This window comes from Shewanella sp. VK101, from assembly GCF_056497865.1.
Genome location: NZ_CM151402.1, coordinates 4931351 through 4951710 on the forward strand (window position 1 = coordinate 4931351; position 20360 = coordinate 4951710).

The following is a 20360-nucleotide window of genomic DNA, read 5'->3' on the forward strand; positions in this document are numbered from 1 at the left end:
CAGTCCTTAATGATCTTCATGAGCCATGCTTAGGTAAACGATAGTCAGCATCATGAAAATAAACGCTTGCAGCGTGATAACCAGAATATGGAAGATCAGCCAGCCCAGTTGCAGAGTCACACCCAGAGCGGCAATCGCCAAGTTGGCACCATACATCAGCGCAATAAGGATGAAGATCAACTCACCTGCATACAAGTTACCAAAAAGACGTAACCCCAATGAAATGGGCTTAGCTATCAAGGTAACTATTTCGAGCAGGAAGTTGACGGGTATCATTGCCCAATGGTTGAAGGGCTGTAGCGTCAGTTCTTTCGCAAAACCTGACACACCTTTGACCTTGATGCTGTAGTAAATAATCAGCACAAACACGCCCAACGCGAGGCTGAAAGTGATGTTAAGGTCAGTAGTCGGCACTATTTTCAGATAAGGCACACCAGCCAAAGAGGCCGCATGTGGTACCCAGTCAACGGGCACCATATCCATGAGGTTCATCATGAATACCCACATGAAAATAGTCAGAGCAAGAGGTGCTATCAAGGCATTGCGACCATGGAATGTATCTTTAACGCTGTTGTCGACAAACTCGACGATCATTTCGATAAAGCATTGAAGCTTACCGGGAACGCCAGAAGTTGCCTTTTTGCCAACGCTGCGGAACAACCACAGAAACAGCACGCCAAGACCAACCGAAAAGAGCAATGAATCAACGTGCCATGTCCAGAAACCTTCACCAACGGTAAGGTTGGTAAGGTGATGCTGGATATAGCCCTGCGGTGTTAATGCTTCACCAGATGCAGCCATGATTCATCCCACTTAACTTTGCTTGAAGTACAAAGGAGCTGCCCAATGCACTACCAACGCCAGTACATAGCAAACAAAAAGGGGCATAAATGCGACCTTTAAATTGATAAATACCAGCGAAAACAATGCTATTGTTAACAGCAACTTTACCGCTTCCCCCCAGTAAAAGCCTTTGAGAACTTTACCGGCAGCGCTTGCTCCCATATGGGAAAAAGCCAGGGTCGCGAATACAAAATTAGGGAGCACAGCTATGGCAGTTCCTGCCAAAGCAGAATAGCCAAACTGGGCTCCCCACACGGCGAAAAAGATAATTGAAGCACCCCCAGCTATCGCCGCCTGCATCATCACCAACTTATAGGCTGACCAACGGCCACGACGCGCTAAAACCTTACTCAATCATTCTTCTCCGCATTACTACTTTTTGTTTCGATGACCGGACTACAAATATCCGTATGGAGTCGAGGTACAAAAAGCTTGCGAAAGTATACCTTTTCAAGTCTTCTTTGCAACTTTGAGATAAGTAAAAACCTCACCTTTTAACGTGATACAGACCCAAATTCGTATAAATGCAATATTAACAAACGTCACAAATTTACACTAAAAAGCGTTAACCACGTTTTTTTAATGGATTTTGGCAAGAATACCGTCTAATTCAGCCAGATTTTGATAGTTAATTACAATTTTTCCCTTTCCCTTACTACCGTGGGAAATGGAAACTTTTGCGCCTAACCTCTCAATTAACTGACTCTCCAGACGGGCAACATCGGTATCTTTTACAGGCTTTTCGGCCTCTTTGGCAGGATTTAAGACCTTATTTACCAATCGTTCGGTTTCACGAACGGTCAATTCCTTCGCCACCACCAATCGGGCAACAGAAGTTTGCTCTTCACCTTGCAAGGCCAGCAAGGCTCGGGCATGACCCATTTCGATATCACCATACTCCAACAACCGCTTTACCGGTTCATTCAGACCATTGAGCCGCAGCAGGTTCGAAACGGTAGCCCGGGATTTTCCCACAGCATCAGCTATTTGTTGGTGAGTGAGATCAAATTCTTCGATCAAGCGGTTAAGCGCAATGGCCTCTTCCATGGCATTGAGGTCTTCCCGCTGAATATTTTCAATCAGTGCAATAGCCACAGCAGCCTCATCGGCAACCTGTTTGACTATGCAGGGCACCTTGTCCAGCTTGGCAATTTGCGCCGCGCGCCAGCGACGTTCACCGGCGATGATTTCGTATTTGTCATCGCTGATCTTACGCACCACTATGGGCTGAATGACTCCCTGAGCCTTGATGGATTCGGCCAACTCTTCCAGAGCCTCGGGCGACATGTCTTTACGGGGTTGATACTTGCCGGGCTGCAGCAGATCCACATCCAGGGTAAGCAGGGTTTCGCCGGCATCAACCTTGGATTGCTCGGCATCATCGCGCTTCTTGCTCGCCGCATGGCTGGTACTCAAAAGTGCGTCCAGGCCCTTGCCCAGACCCCGTTTTTTCGGTGTCATGCTCATTCCTTTATGCCTGTTTCGCTTGCTGGTTCTGTTCGGAGCGGCGAATAATTTCGCCGGCTAAAGCCAAATAAGCCTTGGCGCCGGCGCTGCTCTTGTCATAGTACATAGCCGGTGCGCCAAAACTCGGCGCCTCGGCCAAGCGAATATTTCTTGGGATAACAGTGCGGTAAACCTTGTCACCGAAATGCTGTTTCAGCTGATCGGAAACATCGTTGGCCAGACGGTTTCGGGGATCGTACATGGTTCTCAGTATCCCCTCGATCCCGAGCTTGGGATTGACCATGGCCGCCAGCTTGGAAATAGTATCCATCAGGGCGGTCAAGCCTTCCAGGGCATAGTACTCACACTGCATGGGAACCAGTACTGAGTCGGCCGCCGACATGGCGTTTACTGTCAACATATTCAGCGAAGGAGGGCAGTCGATAAAGATGAAGTCGTACTCATCCTGTACTTTTGCCAAGGCATTGCGCAGGCGAATCTCTCTGGCAAAGAACTCCATCAATTTGATTTCGGCGGCAGTCACATCACCGTTGGCGGCAACGAGATCGTATTTCCCGGCTGTGTTACGCACAACGACTTCGTCAAAACTCTTTTCTTCCACCAGCAACTCGTAGGCGGTGTTTTCAACTTCGTACTTGTCGACACCACTTCCCATGGTGGCATTGCCCTGGGGATCAAGATCGATCAATAGCACCCGCCGCTTGGTTGCCGCCAAAGAGGCTGCCAAATTAACACAAGTTGTTGTTTTTCCAACGCCACCTTTCTGGTTGGCTACGGCAATAATTCTCGCCACACTGTCACCTTGTCTGTCAATTTTGTTATTGATGCCCGGTTCCGTTTGCATCAAGTTGCTTGATACGCCAGCCAATTGCAAGGCATTCAAACCTGGGGAGCTATGATCAGCAGATGTCTCTGTTCATCCAATTTAGGAACCTTGAGTTCGATGGATTCCCTGATGCTGTATCCCTCAGGGATCCCGGTCAACTCATCAGGGTTCAACTGCCCTTTAAGGGCATAGAATACCCCATTTTGCGCCGGCAAATGCTGACACCAGCTTAACATGTCTGCCACTGAGGCAAAGGCGCGACTGAGCACCCCATCAAACCCTTGTGGATCCTGAAAGGCTTCCACCCGGCTCTCAACCGACTGTATATTTTTTAATTTGAGTTCAATCTGAACCTGTTTTTGAAAACGGATCCGCTTGCCCAGGCTATCGAGCAGCACAAATTCTTTATCCGGATTCAAAATCGCCAGCGGAATACCGGGTAACCCAGGGCCAGTACCCACATCAATAAAACGCTGCCCCTTGAGATGAGGGGAGACGACCAGGCTATCCATGATATGCCGAATAAGCATCTGCTCAGGATCGCGCACCGAGGTCAGGTTATAGGCCTTGTTCCATTTGTTGAGCATGGCAACAAAACCGAGCAGTTGTTGCTGCTGTTCATCCGATACATTGAGGCCAGTCTCTGCCAGATATGTTTTTAACTGTGCTGCAAGCACGGGTATTCTCCCCAGAAAAATACTGCGGGGCTATTATGCGGCCCCAAAACGGCCAAGGGAAGCATCCACTGCTTCCCCGGCTCTGGAATAGTTCACGGTATCAGGCCGAGCGGCGCAGTAATCCCCGTTTTTTCAGATGCACCAGCAAAATGGAGATGGCTGCCGGAGTTACCCCCGAGATCCTGGAAGCCTGGCCTATGGTTTCCGGTTTATGGGCATTGAGTTTGGCGATCACTTCATTGGACAAGCCCGGCACTTCGTTGTAATCGAGCTCCAGCGGCAGGCCGGTATTTTCGTTGCGCTGCGCTTTGGCGATCTCTTCCTGCTGGCGCTGAATATAACCGGCATATTTAACCTGGATCTGCACCTGTTCAGCGGCTTGACGATCCTCAAGACCCGGTCCAAAGCCTTCGATCCCCATAAGCTTGTCATAATCCAACTCAGGACGACGCAACAGCTCTTCAAACGAGGCTTCGCGAGATATTGGCGTATTGAGATGCGGATTCAGCGCTTCAACCAGAGGTGAATTCACATGGATCCATTGACTGCGCAGGCGTTGCAGCTCAGATTCAATCGCCTCAACCTTGGCAGAGAACTTGGCCCAGCGTTGATCGTCAACCAAGCCCAACTCGCGACCTTTCTCGGTCAGGCGCAGGTCAGCATTATCTTCACGCAGCAGCAAGCGGTATTCGGCGCGACTGGTAAACATGCGATAGGGCTCTTTGGTGCCCAGAGTCGAGAGGTCGTCCACCAACACGCCAAGATAAGCCTGATCCCGTCTAGGTGCCCAAGCGTCTTTACCTTGTACCTGTAAAGCCGCATTCATGCCGGCCAGTAAACCTTGAGCTCCGGCCTCTTCATAACCTGTGGTGCCATTGATCTGACCGGCAAAGAACAGCCCATCTATGGTTTTGGTTTCCAGCGAATTTTTCAGATCTCGGGGATCAAAATAATCATATTCGATGGCATAGCCAGGACGCATGATCTCGGCATTTTCCATCCCCTTGATCGAGCGGACCAAGGCAATTTGTACATCGAATGGCAAACTAGTGGAGATACCATTGGGGTATAACTCATTGGTATTGAGCCCCTCGGGTTCAATAAAGATCTGGTGAGAACTCTTGTCGGCAAAGCGATGGATCTTGTCTTCAATCGATGGACAGTATCTCGGACCTATACCTTCGATAACCCCTGAATACATGGGGCTTCGATCCAAGCCACCACGAATGATTTCATGGGTTTTCTCATTGGTATGAGTGATATAGCAAGAAATTTGCTGTGGATGCTGACTCACATCTCCGATAAAAGACATCACGGGAAGAGGGTTGTCCCCCTGCTGTTCAGTCATCTGTTGGAAGTCGACGCTGCGGGCATCGATACGCGGTGGTGTACCTGTCTTAAGGCGGCCAACTCGAATAGGCAACTCCCTGAGTCTGTGGGCCAGGGCGATCGCCGGAGGATCACCGGCACGACCACCACTGTAGTTTTCCAGACCTATGTGGATCTTGCCACCGAGGAAAGTGCCGGCAGTCAACACTACGGCAGGAGCTTCAAAAGCCAGCCCCATTTGGGTGACAGCCCCTATAACTCTGTTGTTTTCAACAACCAGATCGTCAACAGCCTGTTGAAAGATTCTTAAGTTAGGTTGGTTTTGTAATATCTGTTGGATCTTTTGCCGATACAAGGCTCGATCCGCTTGGGCTCTGGTAGCTCTTACCGCTGGACCCTTACTTGAATTCAGGGTTCTGAATTGGATCCCGGCATAATCAGTTGCTGTTGCCATAGCGCCACCCAAGGCATCTATCTCTTTAACCAAGTGCCCTTTACCTATACCCCCTATAGCCGGGTTACAGGACATCTGACCCAAAGTGTCAATATTGTGGGTCAGGAGTAGGGTATTGACACCCATTCTGGCAGCAGCCAATGCGGCTTCAGTTCCGGCATGACCACCACCTACAACAATTACATCAAACCGTTCATGAAAACGCATAGATTTACCTTTGGCTGGGTAAGGGATGAAAAAGGAATATCAGCCGATCATTTTAGCATCTGTAATGATGCAGGTGAATGCTCTATTTTGTGCTCTTGGATCGCAGGGGATCAGGCTTATAGATCTTAAGATCTTTATATAGATCTTCTTATTGTGTTTACTATTAGGATCGCACTTTGCTGTGGGTAAGGCTTATTGATTATTTAAAACAACAACTTAAATTAAAATAATCCTGTGATCTGTTGGCGATCTATCTCCATTAAAGCTGGGGATAGATCGCGATCTTATCCACAAGGTGGATCTGGGCCGTATCGAGGATCTGATTCATACAAAGATTGATCAGATCAAAATAAAGCATTATCCACAGAGTTATGTTTTTTAGACTTAATCTGTGGGTAAGTTAGATCTAAATTGTGAGTACTTGATGCTTTATTCAGGTTGAAAAGCATTTTATAACTCGGGCAGCCAGTCGTCGAGCCATGCCAATGCTGGATCTTCCGGTACGGGATCGTACTGAACATCGATCTGGATCTTATCCACATAGGGCTTGGCTCCCTTGGCGCTCAGTTGCTGTAGCAGCTTTTCCGGGCCTTGGCAGAAAGTGTCGTAACTCGAGTCGCCGATTGCACATAAAGCATACCGACAGTCCTGCAGGTTTTGGTTTGACTGGAGTAATTCCTGATAGAAGGGCAGCAAATTATCCGGAAGATCGCCGGCCCCATGGGTGGAGGAAACGATCAACCAAAGGGCTTTGGGATCCAGTTGCTCCAACTGTGGGGTTAAGTACAGGCTTGTCTGGTGGCCGTTTTGTTCAAGCTTATTGATGAGTTCTTCGGCGACATATTCGGATCCTCCCAAGGTGGTTCCAACTAATACTTCGACTTTCGCCATGATAATCCTCTCTGTATGTAGCGCTTGGCGCCTTGATTTAATCGGCCCATATTAATCCAATTTGCGGTGACAGACAGCCTTGGGTAACCTGAGTTTGAGCACTATTGCATTGATCCTGTTGTAGGCTTTTTCTGCGCTTGAGGCTGATATGAAACTGAAGTGGTTGTTGATCTTCCCGTTGCTTTCTTTGCTGGTGATACTAGGGGGATGGCATTGGTTGTTTACCGTACCGGCAAATGTTCAACTGCAATCTGACAGGGTTGACTCCAATATCGGCGCGGCCTGTATCCAAACGCCAACGGCAAAGGCGCTGGATAAGAATGGTGAGTTTGGCGTGTTGATCTGGAATATTCAGAAGCAGCAAAACGGCCTGTGGCGTTCTCGTCTCGATGATTTTACAACAGGCAGGCAGTTGGTGCTGCTGCAGGAAGCCAGTCTGGATCCCGGCATGTACCTTTATTTGAGTGCTACGCAGTGGTTTTGGCGTTTCGTCAATGCTTTCAGTGTATTGGATACCCCGGCCGGAGTGATGAATCTGTCACGCAGCGCTCCCTTGAGCAGTTGTGGCTACCGCACTCTTGAGCCCTGGTTGCGGTTGCCCAAGACGGCCTTGGTTGCCGAATATCCTTTGTCTGATGGCTCATTATTGACTGTGGTCAATGTCCATGGAATTAACTTCAGTGTCGGTATCGAAGAATATCGGCAGCAACTTAGGTCTTTGACTGAAGCCCTGGCTGAGGAAAGAGTAGTGGGGCCTATTATTTTGGCGGGCGATTTCAATACCTGGAGTGAGGAACGCAGTATGCTGCTGGCCGCCTTCGCTTCCTCTTTGGGATTGGATGAGGCTCATTTTGGCGAGGATAACAGGGTAAGAGTTCTGGGGTATCCTTTGGATCATCTCTTTTATCGAGGATTGAAACCCAAAGAGCTGTATGTGCCGGAAACAGATGTGTCGGATCACAATCCTATGGTCGCCAGCTTTGTGATTGCCGAGCGCTAGGCCCTAAGTAACTCATGTTTCCCTGACATCTGTTCCTCCAAAAAAAGGGCCTGTAACCGAAGTCGCGGAAGTCAGCATTCCTAACGGAGGGCCCTGATAGATTATCTTTCCGCCATATTTTCCGGCTCCCGGGCCCATTTCTATTACGTGGTCGGCATTGGCTATCATCTCAAGATTATGCTCAACGATTATCACTGTGATCTTCCTCAGCTCGTTGAACTGCCTCATAAATTTCCAGTTTCAACTCTATAGAATACTCATCGTCATACAGAATTGAGTAAATGATTTTATGCAGTAGCTCTTTATCAATAACGTTATCGGCGACCCAAACGGCGATGTTCTCCATTTCGCGAACGAAATGCTGCACGATGTAGTCAAATCCGTTGAGCTCTAAAAAGTAGGCTCCGAGTGCCAGAGATGAGCGCTTATTGCCATCATTGAAGGCATGGTTTTTGTTGATGGAAAACACTAAGTGCGTGAGCTTGTCTTCGATTTCTGGGTAATACCAGTCGTTTTGAATATGCTCTAATGGGCTTTCAAGTTGACCGATATCTTTTGTACCCGTTAAACCACCTGATTTTTCGATGATCCAATCGTGGGTACTCACTGCGTACTTCACATCGAAGTAAAAGTACCGTGGTTGAGCGTCGTCGGTCATATCAGCGGTCCTTCAAGCGTTTAAATACGTCAAGTGTTTCAGGATCGCTGAGCTGCTCCTCAAGGGATTTACTCTTCTCACCAAGGAAACGCTCAAAGTCAGCTTCTGGAACCGATTTAATATAGGCTTCCAGCTTTTCATGCAAAGCATCTCGAAAGCATAAATCTCGGCTGGCCATTTTTGTTCTGGCATCGGTTATCAGCGGCCTAAAGAGTGGATGCTGCTCAAAACTGGCAAACAGCAGCTCAGCTTCTTTTTGCGTCAATGGACGGCCCAGGCTGGTACTCTGACGCTCTAGCTCGTGAGCGATGCCTGATTCAAAACTTGCGATAAGCGTGAGCACTTCAGAGTACATGGTTTCACGGATCTTATCCTTTTCGGCCAGCTTGAGTATTTTCTTATACTCCGCTGCATTCTCATGGAAAATGCTTTGGTAGATCAGGTTAGTAAAGCGGCCATACTTCCACTTATTGCCGTCTACGTACTTGTCCAAGGCGTCGGTAAACTGTTTGCGGTAGTTTTCCTCTTGGAACGCCGCCATCAAGTAATCTTGATCGCGCTGGTTGATGAACTTGGTGTGACCGCCTGCGCGTTCAGCGAGTACATCAATCACAATATCGAGTACACGAGAGCGCAGTTCTTTGGCGCGTTCACTGTCAGTGAGCAGCATGCCCAAGTTCAAAATAGCGCGAAAAGAGAAAACGCCTAGCACACTGGTTTTGGTACCGTCATCGATGTCGGTACCATGGCTTAAGGATTTGAATTCTCTAAGTTTTGATCCTCTTAATATTTGGTAGCCATTGTTTTTCAGCTCATCTGCATGGCTGGATAAATAGCGTTCAATCGTACGTTCACTGATTTCAAACAATTCTATGACTTGTTGCTTAGTGAACACCGCCTCACCATTAAACTGAACACCACCTAATGCGAGGTGTTGCTCTGCTTTTTGCAAGGCGTAACGGTTATTTAGAATGTTTTGTCGGTCATGCAAAGACTCAGTGAGATCTTTAGCCATGCAGAGTCTCCTGTGATTCAGTGCTTGGTTTTACCGTTACTTGGCCGTTCATTAGCATTGGTAGAAGCCAATCGCGGAGCTGAGCTAATTTCTGATTTTCTGTAGTATTTTCATACATGAGCTTATGAATAGGCTTTATTTTCCTATTGAACTGTTCGAACACCAGTTCATCAGGAATTAATATAGGAATGCTCCTTAATGTTCCAAGGGTTACATATGGTTGTGAGGTTCCTGTTGATTGATTCTGTTGAAGAAATGCTTTACCGTGCAACGATGTTACCGCAGCAAATATATAGTCAGCCATTTCGGGGGCTTGAGATGTTTTGAACAATCCAATATTTTTTATTGCATAAGGAATTTCGATTTTCATTGCCCATTGAGAAAGCCCTACAGTACCTATCATTGAAAGTAGAAAATCACCTTCATCGACCTTGCTGCGCTTATTTACAGCATCAAAGTCTTCTTGAGAAATAAGATATGCATCAGAAAAGTCTATTCCTGAAGGTTTCAGATGTTTAGACGTAACTAAATATTGCCCCGTTTCTGCAGGTTTCGGACTTTCATGGGTGCCATCTCTGACCTCTATGAGTGAAGATACTGCTTTCCAATCCCAGCCATCAGGAATTTCGCGCTTCAAGGCATCGTTGTAAACCATCTTACCGCCAGAAGCTTTATATGGTTTTCCATTCTCATCAGAGAAATCAAACTGCACGAACCAGTAGTCATAAAGCGTTTTCGCCATCGCTTCGAGTTCAGAGTTGATGCGGTTGTTGAGTTCGATTTTGTCCTCAATAACAGAAAGAACATCTGCGATCTTTTCTTGCTCTTCTTTCTTTGGCCCATTGAACGGTATGCTAGCAAGAATACCTGTGTTCAAATTGGGCATTGTCGCCCCGACCGCTTGGCGGACAATCCAGTTCTGAATTGTTGGGGTGCTGAGGTAATGAGTTAGAAATCTAGAATCAAATTTATCACCAGGGCGAAGTAACAGGCAGCCAGTACCACAGAAATACCCATCTTCTTTTTCCCTTATTAAGGCTTTGAGTGTTACATCTCCTCTACGGCTATACACAATATCGTCTTTCTTGACGATATACTTCGAAAGCCGATTAGCATCACCTTCAGTTATGTAAGCTATATCCGAAAGGTCGACTCTGTTGCTCTTCATATTTGCAGGCATAATGCATGGAATTCCTTCCTGAACATAGTCAGCAGCATGAAGTTGGCTTCCAAAAGGACCTGTGTGGATCTTACCTCCACCAGATTTTACTAAATTGCCAAGATTATCACTGAGGATGTTATTCATATTTCAAGCCCGTCAACTGCTTTTTAATCTCTACTTCTAGCTCACGAGACTGATTAAACAAACTGTCCAAATTGCTGGTAAAGCTCTGCATTTTTTCTACAAACTGCTCTGCGGTAATATCTACGTATTCAATTTTAACTTCGAAGTACTGTCCGGCACTGAGACTGTAATTTTTTGCAGCGATCTCGTCATAGCTAATTGCGACCGAGAAGTCTTCTTCGGTCCACTTGTTGTTGAACACATCAATGATTTGCTGTTCTTCTTCTAGTGTCAGAACTGTTTTCTGATTCTTACCTTCTTTGACCTTTTGACCCAGGTTGGATGCGTCAACTAGTACCACTTTGTCTTTGTTGCTGTCATCAATGAACAGAATAGAGACGTTGGTACCTGTGGTCGCGAAGATATTGGATGGCATGGATACCACACCCGCCAGCATCTTGTTATCAACCAAGTACTGACGGATCATTTTATCAATGCCAGATTGAGCGGTAATAAACCCTGTTGGTAGCACAACCGCTGCTTTACCACCTGGTTTTAATGAGTAAATAATGTGCTGCAAGAACAATTGGTAGATTTCCATTTTGTCCTTGGCTTTGGCCTTGATTTTTGGAATGCCAGCAAAAAAGCGATCTTTGTTTTCTTTGCTATCCAACTCATCACGAAAATCACTGAAATCCAGCTTAAATGGCGGGTTAGAGACAATGTAATCAAATTTGCGTAGCCCACCATTTTCCTTGTGGTGTGGATGCAGCAAGGTGTCACCTTCAATCACGTTAGGGATTGAATGCACTAAGTTGTTCAAAATCAGGTTCAAACGCAGTAGGTTTGATGATTTCTTCGAAATATCCTGTGTGTAGATGCTACAACGAGTTTCACCAATGGCATGAGCGACATTCATAAGCAAAGTGCCAGAGCCCGCTGATGGGTCATAACAGCTCACATTGCGTATGGTGCCTTTCTGGCCTTCAGGCACCAAAATTGCGGCCATAATGCGTGCTACCGCATGAGGGGTATAGTACTCCGCGTATTTACCGCCTGAGTTGCTGTTGTAGTCTTTGATCAGGTATTCAAAGATGGTGGCGTAGAAATCAAACTTCTGGTTAAAGATACGCTCAAAGCTGAACTCAATCAGTTTGTTGATGATCGCTTTACAGAAAGCATCACGCTTGGAAACGGTCACGTTTTCACTGATGCGGGTAAACAGTTGTACTTTTTCGCCTGTGTCTGTCATTACCGCAAACACATCGTTATTGGTGCTGGCGATGTCCATCAAAGTATCATCAAACAGCTGAGCAAACCCAGGTTTGTCCTGCTGGTTGAACAAGTGACTGATGAAATGATGTGGTTTGAGACGAGCAGTGTCAGCACCCATCTGGATCTGGAGCATCTCTAGATCCTCTTCGCTCATTTCAATCAGCGCTTCTTCCCATTTTGCCGCACTGGCGATTTTTTCGTCTATTTTCTTTGCTTCATAGGCGAACTTATCGTTCAGGAACTTGTACAAAAAGACCTGAGTGATGATCTCAAATTCCCCGGTACTGTTGCCTAAGCCATTAGTTGCACAGATGCTTTTCAGGCTATCGATAAGGGCTTTTGTTTTTTCTCTAAATTCGAGTTCGACCATGGTTTGTGTACTGCCTTAGTTGGTGTTCTTACCAGGATTGGCTACCTGTATTAAATTCTTTTAAATATTCTGCTACGACAAGGTGGTTTACATAACGTACTGCTTCCGCATTCAAGGGAATGCTCTGTTGTTTGATAAAGCGGTTATGAACCTTTGGTAGCAGATGCCGCTCAAAATAGCTTTCGTTATCGAGAACGGACGTGTTGTCGAGTACCTGGCTATCGGCATCTTCTTTAACTCCGAGCAGGGCTTCAAAAATCTTTCTTTCAGAGTCTGTAATGTCACGTCGTTCTTGTTGGCGTTCGTATAAACGCTTGTGCAGACGTGCATACTTGGTGTCACCTAGGTACTTCTGACGCAATTGGTTGTTTTGTCGGTTCAACTCTTTCACTCGTTGGTGAATTTTATTGAGTGCATCGATGTTGGCGACCATTTCATCTTGTGTTACTTCACTGAGATTCTTTTTCTTAAACAATCGCTCTAGTTCATCTTTCAGGTTGATGAATTTCGGGTCTTGTTGGTCAAAGTTACTTGCCAGTGCTTCGCGCGTTTGACGAAGCGTGTTTTTCAACTGGTCAGCCAGAACCAGTTCTTCTTCACCGATTTTAACGAACTTAAAGATGACATCTTCTAAGGCTCGGTGCAGCAGGTGTGTGGTGTCTGTGCCTTGTTCAAGATCTTGCTTGAGATTGAGTAAGTCCAAATGATTGCTGGTTTCGCGGTAAAGCACGTTGAGCTTGGCAAAATCCAGTTCATCAAGGAAATCGTATTCACCTTGCAAGCGAATAAGGTTGTACAGGCTTCGTGCATCAGCTAGAGCATTTTTCAGTGCTAATACAGTTTCTCTGTCTTGTATCTGGCTGATTTGATCACAGAAGGTCTCCATGTTTTCGATATCAAAGCGGAACAACACATCTTTAATGTGTTCTATCTCTTGTTTGATCTCTTCCTGTGATTTGAATAGCTTGGAGTAGCTTTCGATTTCGTCGCCCAGCTCTGACTGTAATTCATCAAAGTAAGCTTTGTTAGTCGCGTCAAACTCTTTGCGGATGTCTGCGAAATCAACCACATAGCCATAACGGAAGTCCTTATATGTGCGGTTGACGCGTGTCAGTGCTTGTAGCAAGTTATGTTTGCGGATCACACGGCCAAGGTAGAGTTTCTTCAAGCGTTTAGCATCGAACCCTGTGAGTAGCATGTTGTAAACAAACAGTAAGTCGATTTTTCCTGCTTTGAAATCTTCAACCCAATATTTGCGTTCTTGTTTTGTGCCGACATCATGCAAAATCAGCGCAGCATTGCTCACTTTGTGGGCTTGCTTGGCTGGCTCCATGCTCGCCGTTTGAACGTAAGTCGGGATCGGTTCTGCTACCGATGTTGCTTGCTGAGGTTCCACGCTGTCACTACTGGATAGGGGCTTTGAGGCGTACACAGCATTAAACAGCTCAAACATTTTTTTTGCTTGGTCTGAGCTATCGCAAATGATCATACCGCCTATAGTTGCGTCATTTAGCGTGCCGCGACTCTTTTCGAAGTCGCTAATGATGTAGTCCAGCATGGGCTCAACAAAACTTTGATGGGCGTATATTTCTTTGCGGTCTACATCGCCCATTTTTACTTCAGCTTCTTCCAGCGCTTGTTGAAGCGTCATTTTGTAATTGGTCGCGATCTCTTCACGAATTAAGCGCAGAGTATAGCCGTCGGCAATGGAAGCATTGTAGTAATACTTGTGAATGTAATCGCCAAAAAGAACTCGTGAGTTGTAGTCTTCACCCAGTAAGGGCGTACCCGTTAATCCTATCTTGATAGCGTTGGTATCAGACTGAGTCAGGTTGGCTAGAAAGCTACCTTTCGGGTTGTAACTACGATGAACTTCATCCAGGAAGTAAACGCGTTGGATGGTGACGTTATAGTCTTGCGTTGAAATAACGTCGGGGTCATCTTTAAACTTCTGAATGTTGACGACGGTTATTTCGGCTTTGCCTGAGTGGTTGTGAATCACTTGTGTGGCTTTGATGTCACGTGTGAACGCTTCACGGGAGTTTATGGTATGAACAATCAAGCCGCGTGCAGTGAACTCTCGCTGTGCTTGTTGCAGCAAGTCTAGTCTATCGACGATAAAATAAAACTTTGGAATGATTTCTCGTTTTTGGAAGTAATCCGTTAAGAACCCAACGTTGTAATAGGTTAACGCGGTTTTACCACTTCCTTGGGTATGCCAAATAATCCCTTTACGAACCCCTTCGTTTAGCTTTCTCTCAATAGCTTTGGTCGCAAACATCTGTGGGTAACGCATGATGTGTTTTTGCAGGCCATCACTCTCTGATACGTAGACCAATGCATAGCGTAGAACAAAGGACAAACGTTCTTTGCTGAGTAAAGAGGTACAGATTCGATTGGTTGGGCGGCTGGGTTCTTTGTTGCTCAAAAACTCAGGGTTGCTGCGGATCACTTCTAAGTTGTTGTCTTTGAGTACTGCCAGTTCTTGTTCATCAGTCAGTGGTTTTAAAAGCGCAGTGAGATCTAACACCTCTTCTTCACGAAAGTAGTTAAACACTGGCTTGTCATATGAACTGCTCGCGTAAAACGCACCTTGTACCGGCTCTGAATCACCATCGACGTAGTCCATGTTGTTGGAAAAAATCATGAACTGAGTGATGTTAGCAAAGCGCTTGAATTTCGGGTTTTGAAAACGTTTATTGATGCGTTCTCTTTCCGCGATGATACCGTCCCGGTTGTTAGGCTTTTTCACCTCAATAAACACCAGCGGCATGCCGTTGATTAACAAGATAATGTCAGGACGAAATTCATCGTCTCCGTTCTTGTAGGTTAGCTCAGTAACAACATGGAAGCTGTTGTTGGAAAAGTTCTCGAAATCGATCAGCTTAGTGCCAGATCGAGCCTTCAACTTATTGAAAAAAGCTCGGCCTAAGTCTTCGTTATCCAGAGAGAGTTTCACTTCTTCGAGCAAACGGCCAACGTCATCAGATGTCATGTCAGGATTTATACGGCTGACCGCTGAGGAGAATAATTCCTGGAAGATATTTGTATCCTTGTCCCAGTGTGTTCCTTTCAGGGATAGGTACTCATAACCCAAACGCATGAGATGTAGGATCGTTGGTATTTTTACTCTTGAATCTTCTGTGAAGCTCATATCAGTCCTTCGTTATTGTTTTTATTGATCATTCTCTGGTGACTGTTCTAAGAGCTCACCAACTTGACAATTAAATAGCACGCACAGTTTGTCGATGGCTTCTAAGTCCACTTTTTGTGCTGTTTCTTTGTACAGAAGTGTCACTGTGTTGCGGCTTAAACCCGTTTCACGAATGACATCCGCTATTCTTAATTTGCGCTCTCCCATCAAACGGGCGAGGTGGCATTTGATCATGTGTTCCTATCCATGCAGGCATTCTGAACGTAAGCGCAACTATAACAGAAATGCCAGCCAGTGGTTAAAAATTAGAGTTGAAGTGAAATTATTCGAGAGGAGATATAGCTGGTGTTGCTTGCCTATAGGGGGGATTGCTGTCACAAGTGTAATGGTCAATTTAAATTGACCATTACACTTGAACCGTCTTCCGAGGTCTTTGAGCCGTAATAGTACACAAGCCTTATGGGGTGCAGGCCATTCTTATCTGGTTCTCGATTTTGTATATTGATTTTCATAGATTTTTCTCATCTTGCGCTCCAGAATTTATCTTCGGAGCACATACGGAGCAATAATCGACAAAACCCTTCAAATCACTTCCCACCAATTAAAACAAAATTATTTTAAAATCATAATGTTGTTTTGATTTCGTTTGATGCGTTTTACTATTTTACTTCCCGATACAGAAGCTGGAAAAAATTCTTCCCAGCAGATCGTCCGAGGTGAATTGGCCGGTGATTTCGGCCAGAGCCTGTTGAGTCATGCGCAGTTCTTCGGCCAGCAGCTCACCTGCCTGATAGACTTCCAGCTGTACTTTGCCCTGCTGCAGATGTTCACCGGCGACTTCCAAGGCTTCCAGGTGACGGCGACGGGCGATAAAACCGCCTTCCAGGTTACTCTGATAGCCCATCAGGTTCTTGAGGTGCTGCTTCAGCGCATCGACCCCGAGCCCGGTTTTGGCTGAGATCCTAAAGACGTCATAGCCTTTCTCTTCGCTGGGACTCAGTGACTCACCGGTCAGATCCGCCTTATTACGTACCACAGTGACGCCGAGGTTTTTCGGCAGGCGATCAATAAAGTCCGGCCAGATTTCATGGGGATCAATCGCTTGGGTTTCTGTGCCATCTACCATAAACAGCACTCTGTCGGCGGTGGCGATTTCGGCCCATGCTCTTTCTATCCCTATCTGTTCCACTGTGTCAGTGGTGTCACGCAGGCCGGCTGTGTCTATGACATGCAGTGGCATGCCATCCAAGTGGATATGCTCCCGCAATACATCCCTTGTGGTGCCGGCTATTTCGGTGACAATCGCCGACTCTTTTCCCGCCAGGGCGTTGAGCAGACTGGACTTACCGGCGTTGGGGCGGCCGGCTATCACTACTTTCATCCCTTCGCGGATGATTGCGCCCTGTTTGGCACTGGCCTGTACCAAGTCCAGTTTATCTATGATGCGATAAAGGGCATTGGCAATCTTACCGTCGGAGAGGAAATCCACCTCTTCATCGGGAAAGTCGATGGCGGCCTCGACATAAAGACGCAGATTGGTAACCTGTTCCACCAACTCATGCACTTCGCGGGAAAACTCGCCTTGGAGTGATTGCAGTGCGCTCTTGGCGGCCTGTTCACTGGTGGCATCGATAAGATCGGCAATCGCTTCTGCCTGGGTCAGATCCAGCTTGTCATTCATAAAGGCCTGTTCGCTGAACTCCCCAGGGCGTGCCAAGCGGATCCCCTCGACTTCGAGGACTCGCTTAATCAGCATGTCCATGACGATTTGACCACCATGGCCCTGAAGTTCCAGTACGTCTTCACCGGTAAAAGAATTCGGGCCTTTGAAGAACAGGGCGATCCCCTGATCCAGCACTTCTCCCTGACTTCCCTTGAAGTCACAGTAATCGGCATATCTTGGCTTGGGCTGGTGGCCCAGCAATGCCTGTGCAACGGATTGGGCCTTGGGCCCCGAGACTCTGACTATGCCTACACCACCGCGGCCTGGAGCGGTGGCCTGCGCCACGATAGTATCTGTTGTCACTGCATTAACCCTTGAAAACGTATTTATAAAAGCAAAAGGCGACCCTTAGGCCGCCCTTGATCATTTGACCCAAAATCGGCTTATTTTAAGCCTTTTTTCTCCAGGCCGGCATAGATAATCTTCTGCTGGATAATGGCAACTATGTTACCCACCAACCAGTAGAGTACCAGACCGGATGGGAACCAGAGGAAGAACACAGTAAAGATTACCGGCATCCATTGCATCATCTTCTGCTGCATAGGATCCATGGTCGGTGCCATTGGCTGCATTTTTTGCATCAGGAACATGGAAACACCCATCAGCAGCGGCAGAATGTAGTAAGGATCCTGTACCGACAGATCGTCAATCCACAGCATGAACGGCGCATGGCGCAGTTCCACACCTTCCATCAGTACCCAGTAAAGGGCAATAAAGATAGGCATTTGCAGCAAGATAGGCAGACAGCCACCCATAGGGTTCACTTTTTCCTTCTTGTACAACTCCATCATAGCCTGGCCCATCTTCTGGCGATCATCACCGAATTTGTCCTTCAGCTCCTGCAGTTTTGGTTGCAGGTTACGCATCTTGGCCATGGAGGTGTATTGCGCCTTGGTCAGCGGGAACAGAATACCGCGCACCGTCAGGGTGATCAGTATGATGGCCAAGCCCCAGTTACCCACTATTGACTGGAAGAACATCAGCAGCTTGTAGATGGGTACAGCCAGCCACCAGAGGAAGCCATAATCTACAACCAGGTTAAGGGTATCAGACAGCTCGGACAGGGCGGCTTGATCCTTTGGACCTACGTAGAAGTCGGCGCTCAGGGTCATTTCAGTGCCCGGGGCTACTGTCTTTGGCTCACCCAGGTAGCCAATGTTGGCGGTTCCTGAGCTCTCTCTGGTGAATATGGTGTTGGTTTCATTCTTTGGTGGAACCCAGGCTGACACAAAGTAGTGTTGCAGCATGGCGGCCCAGCCACCTTTGGTTTCCTTCTCCAGATCCTTTTCCTGGATATCGTCAAACTTGTACTTCTCGTAGCGGATATCGGCAGTTGAGAAGGCGGCACCACGATAAGTTGGCATCATCATGCTGCTGTCTGAAGGTTTGATGGTCTGTTTAATCTGACCGTACATCTGAACCTGCAGCGGCTCAGAAGTGGTGTTGTCAATTTTGTATTCAACTCCCACGGCAAACTGGCCTTTGTGGAAGGTGTAGATCTTGGTGTACTTGGCGCCGTTTGCTGCGGTGTAACTCAAAGGAACCAACAGTGTATCCTGGCCATCGGCAAGGGTGAATTCCTTGGCACTGGCAGAATAGGTGGCACGGCTATTGACACTGTCAGTACCGCCGGTGCCCATCAGGCCACTCTGGGCTATGTAAACAAAACCGGGTTTCTGTTCCAACAGGACAAACGGCTCATCTTTGTTCAGTTCCAGTTTGTGAGAAACCAGAGCAGCATGCACTATGTCACCACCGACAGGGTTGATCAGTACATCCAGTTGATCTGTGGTGACCCTGATAAGATCTTTGGACGCCACGGCCGTTTCTCCTGGCATGCCTGATTTGGCAACCGGAACGTCAGCGCTGTGAGTTGTCTCTTGAACGGAAGTGGCAACTGTATTTTCAGTTACAGCGGGTTTGGGTGCTTTATCGGTTTGCCACTGTTGCCACAGCAAGAAGCTGACAAACAGCAGGCCGATAAGCAGTAAATTGCGTTGAGATTCCATAGCCTATTTATTACACCTGTCATTTTTAGGGGGGACGGGATCACTGCCGCCCGGATGTAAAGGGTGACATTTTAATATGCGTTTGATTGCAAACCAACTCCCTTTAATCGTTCCGTGCACTCGCACAGCTTCTATGGCGTAGTGAGAGCAGGTTGGATTAAAGCGACAGCGAGGCCCCAGCAGTGGGCTGATAAGGAGTTGATAGGCTCTGATAGCCTTGATTATCAGCCATTGAAACGGCGACTGAGTTTGCGCCATAACTTTTCTACCAGCTTTCTGAGCTGTTCATTATCCATATCCAGCACACCGCCGCGAACCAGCACCACTATGTCCAGTGGAGGTAAATCATGTTGATTAAGGCGGAAGCTATCTCGGATCACCCGCTTGATGCGATTGCGTTGATTGGCTCTCTTTACATGGCGTTTGGCCACAGTAAGTCCAAGACGCGGATGTTGCATCTCATTGGGTACAGCAAGCAGGGTTATTTCAGCTGAGGAGGCTTTAATGGGGTTGGTAAATACAGTTTTGAATTGCGCGGGAGTTAGCAAGCGTAACTCCCGCGTAAAGGTGTAACGAGTCACCTAGTTGTCTACTCGCAATTAAGCAGACAGACGAGCGCGACCTTTGGCACGGCGACGAGCCAGTACCTTACGGCCGTTCGCTGTAGCCATACGAGCGCGGAAGCCGTGAGAACGCTTGCGCTTCAGGTTGCTAGGTTGAAAAGTACGTTTACTCATGATGGCAATCCGTCTTTGTTAGTGAATTTACCTTATCTCTCGTACGAGGTAAGGGCAAAAAAGAGGCCGAATTGTAATCACTTTAGTCAGAGCAGTCAACACGCGCAGCCCTTCTCAAGGTAATTTATCTCGGCATTTTCGCGATCTGTAGAGCAGAGTTCACCACAGGATGTGGATAACTCTGTGTACGGACACTACATCTTGTGGATCCATTGATCTCTTGGCAGATCGGCGGTCGCTGATTATAGATCAGGGTGGATCGCTTTATAAAGCGGGATTTTAACCGCTTCACCAAATAGTGGATCTTGGTGGATCGATCCGGATCCGGTGGATCTGATGATTGGGATCCGGCTGGGGATAATTACACTTAAAGGATAGCGATTATTCAGATCTCACTATAGAATACCCTCCTTTCGAGGCGATCTTTTGGGGATAAGTAA

19 protein-coding genes are annotated in these 20360 nt (G+C 47.1%); 1 reads left to right on the plus strand and 18 read right to left on the minus strand.

Annotated features, from left to right (window positions below; all coding sequences use genetic code 11):
• Window positions 1–6: 6 nt before the first annotated feature.
• The 7 genes from atpB to mioC all read right to left on the minus strand — a co-directional run bounded on the left by atpB (window position 7) and on the right by mioC (window position 6694).
• Complete coding sequence (atpB, locus tag ACSHSR_RS21950; protein ID WP_025011728.1) at window positions 7–801, minus strand: F0F1 ATP synthase subunit A; 795 nt, start codon at window positions 799–801, stop codon at window positions 7–9.
• A gap of 12 nt (window positions 802–813) precedes the next feature.
• On the minus strand, window positions 814–1197 hold the full coding sequence (locus tag ACSHSR_RS21955) for an ATP synthase subunit I (protein ID WP_028780951.1): 384 nt from the start codon (window positions 1195–1197) through the stop codon (window positions 814–816).
• 225 nt (window positions 1198–1422) lie between these two features.
• Window positions 1423–2304, minus strand: coding sequence for a ParB/RepB/Spo0J family partition protein (locus tag ACSHSR_RS21960; RefSeq protein ID WP_025889677.1), 882 nt, complete (start codon window positions 2302–2304; stop codon window positions 1423–1425).
• A gap of 10 nt (window positions 2305–2314) precedes the next feature.
• The gene (locus ACSHSR_RS21965) at window positions 2315–3103 is read right to left on the minus strand and encodes a ParA family protein (RefSeq protein WP_025889676.1); all 789 of its coding nucleotides are present in this window, start codon (window positions 3101–3103) and stop codon (window positions 2315–2317) included.
• Window positions 3104–3189: 86 nt separating this feature from the next.
• Complete coding sequence (rsmG, locus tag ACSHSR_RS21970; RefSeq protein WP_025889675.1) at window positions 3190–3813, minus strand: 16S rRNA (guanine(527)-N(7))-methyltransferase RsmG; 624 nt, start codon at window positions 3811–3813, stop codon at window positions 3190–3192.
• A 100-nt stretch (window positions 3814–3913) separates the two neighbouring features.
• Window positions 3914–5803, minus strand: coding sequence for a tRNA uridine-5-carboxymethylaminomethyl(34) synthesis enzyme MnmG (gene mnmG / locus ACSHSR_RS21975; protein ID WP_144438832.1), 1890 nt, complete (start codon window positions 5801–5803; stop codon window positions 3914–3916).
• Between the two features lie 450 nt (window positions 5804–6253).
• The gene (gene mioC, locus ACSHSR_RS21980) at window positions 6254–6694 is read right to left on the minus strand and encodes an FMN-binding protein MioC (RefSeq protein WP_479631149.1); all 441 of its coding nucleotides are present in this window, start codon (window positions 6692–6694) and stop codon (window positions 6254–6256) included.
• Window positions 6695–6842: 148 nt separating this feature from the next.
• Here mioC and ACSHSR_RS21985 point away from each other — a divergent pair, with 148 nt between their 5' ends.
• Window positions 6843–7694: an endonuclease/exonuclease/phosphatase family protein gene (locus ACSHSR_RS21985; protein ID WP_107006275.1), complete on the plus strand. Its 852-nt coding sequence runs from the start codon at window positions 6843–6845 to the stop codon at window positions 7692–7694.
• 181 nt (window positions 7695–7875) lie between these two features.
• Here the strand turns inward: ACSHSR_RS21985 and ACSHSR_RS21990 are convergent, their stop codons facing one another.
• The 11 genes from ACSHSR_RS21990 to rpmH all read right to left on the minus strand — a co-directional run bounded on the left by ACSHSR_RS21990 (window position 7876) and on the right by rpmH (window position 19920).
• Entirely contained in the window at window positions 7876–8352 is a 477-nt protein-coding gene (locus ACSHSR_RS21990) for a type II toxin-antitoxin system death-on-curing family toxin (RefSeq protein ID WP_208185281.1), read from the minus strand.
• 1 nt (window position 8353) lies between these two features.
• Window positions 8354–9367, minus strand: a complete 1014-nt coding sequence (locus tag ACSHSR_RS21995) for a DNA-binding protein (RefSeq protein ID WP_208185282.1) — start codon at window positions 9365–9367, stop codon at window positions 8354–8356.
• The gene (locus tag ACSHSR_RS22000; protein ID WP_479631150.1) at window positions 9360–10673 is read right to left on the minus strand and encodes a restriction endonuclease subunit S; all 1314 of its coding nucleotides are present in this window, start codon (window positions 10671–10673) and stop codon (window positions 9360–9362) included. The genes ACSHSR_RS21995 and ACSHSR_RS22000 overlap by 8 nt, the downstream gene beginning before the upstream one ends.
• Complete coding sequence (locus ACSHSR_RS22005) at window positions 10666–12297, minus strand: HsdM family class I SAM-dependent methyltransferase (protein WP_479631151.1); 1632 nt, start codon at window positions 12295–12297, stop codon at window positions 10666–10668. Before ACSHSR_RS22005 ends, ACSHSR_RS22000 begins: the two co-directional genes overlap by 8 nt.
• 28 nt (window positions 12298–12325) lie before the next feature.
• On the minus strand, window positions 12326–15451 hold the full coding sequence (locus tag ACSHSR_RS22010; protein WP_479631152.1) for a type I restriction endonuclease subunit R: 3126 nt from the start codon (window positions 15449–15451) through the stop codon (window positions 12326–12328).
• A 21-nt stretch (window positions 15452–15472) separates the two neighbouring features.
• Window positions 15473–15685, minus strand: a complete 213-nt coding sequence (locus tag ACSHSR_RS22015) for a helix-turn-helix domain-containing protein (RefSeq protein WP_000588506.1) — start codon at window positions 15683–15685, stop codon at window positions 15473–15475.
• 430 nt (window positions 15686–16115) lie between these two features.
• Complete coding sequence (mnmE, locus tag ACSHSR_RS22020; RefSeq protein WP_208185286.1) at window positions 16116–17477, minus strand: tRNA uridine-5-carboxymethylaminomethyl(34) synthesis GTPase MnmE; 1362 nt, start codon at window positions 17475–17477, stop codon at window positions 16116–16118.
• Between the two features lie 80 nt (window positions 17478–17557).
• A complete protein-coding gene (gene yidC / locus ACSHSR_RS22025; protein ID WP_208185287.1) occupies window positions 17558–19183 on the minus strand; it encodes a membrane protein insertase YidC in 1626 nt (541 codons plus the stop codon).
• A 3-nt stretch (window positions 19184–19186) separates the two neighbouring features.
• Window positions 19187–19441: a membrane protein insertion efficiency factor YidD gene (gene yidD, locus ACSHSR_RS22030; protein WP_081737191.1), complete on the minus strand. Its 255-nt coding sequence runs from the start codon at window positions 19439–19441 to the stop codon at window positions 19187–19189.
• Window positions 19408–19764: a ribonuclease P protein component gene (gene rnpA / locus ACSHSR_RS22035; RefSeq protein WP_025889662.1), complete on the minus strand. Its 357-nt coding sequence runs from the start codon at window positions 19762–19764 to the stop codon at window positions 19408–19410. Before rnpA ends, yidD begins: the two co-directional genes overlap by 34 nt.
• A gap of 18 nt (window positions 19765–19782) precedes the next feature.
• Entirely contained in the window at window positions 19783–19920 is a 138-nt protein-coding gene (rpmH, locus tag ACSHSR_RS22040) for a 50S ribosomal protein L34 (protein WP_011758135.1), read from the minus strand.
• Between the last annotated feature and the right edge of the window lie 440 nt (window positions 19921–20360).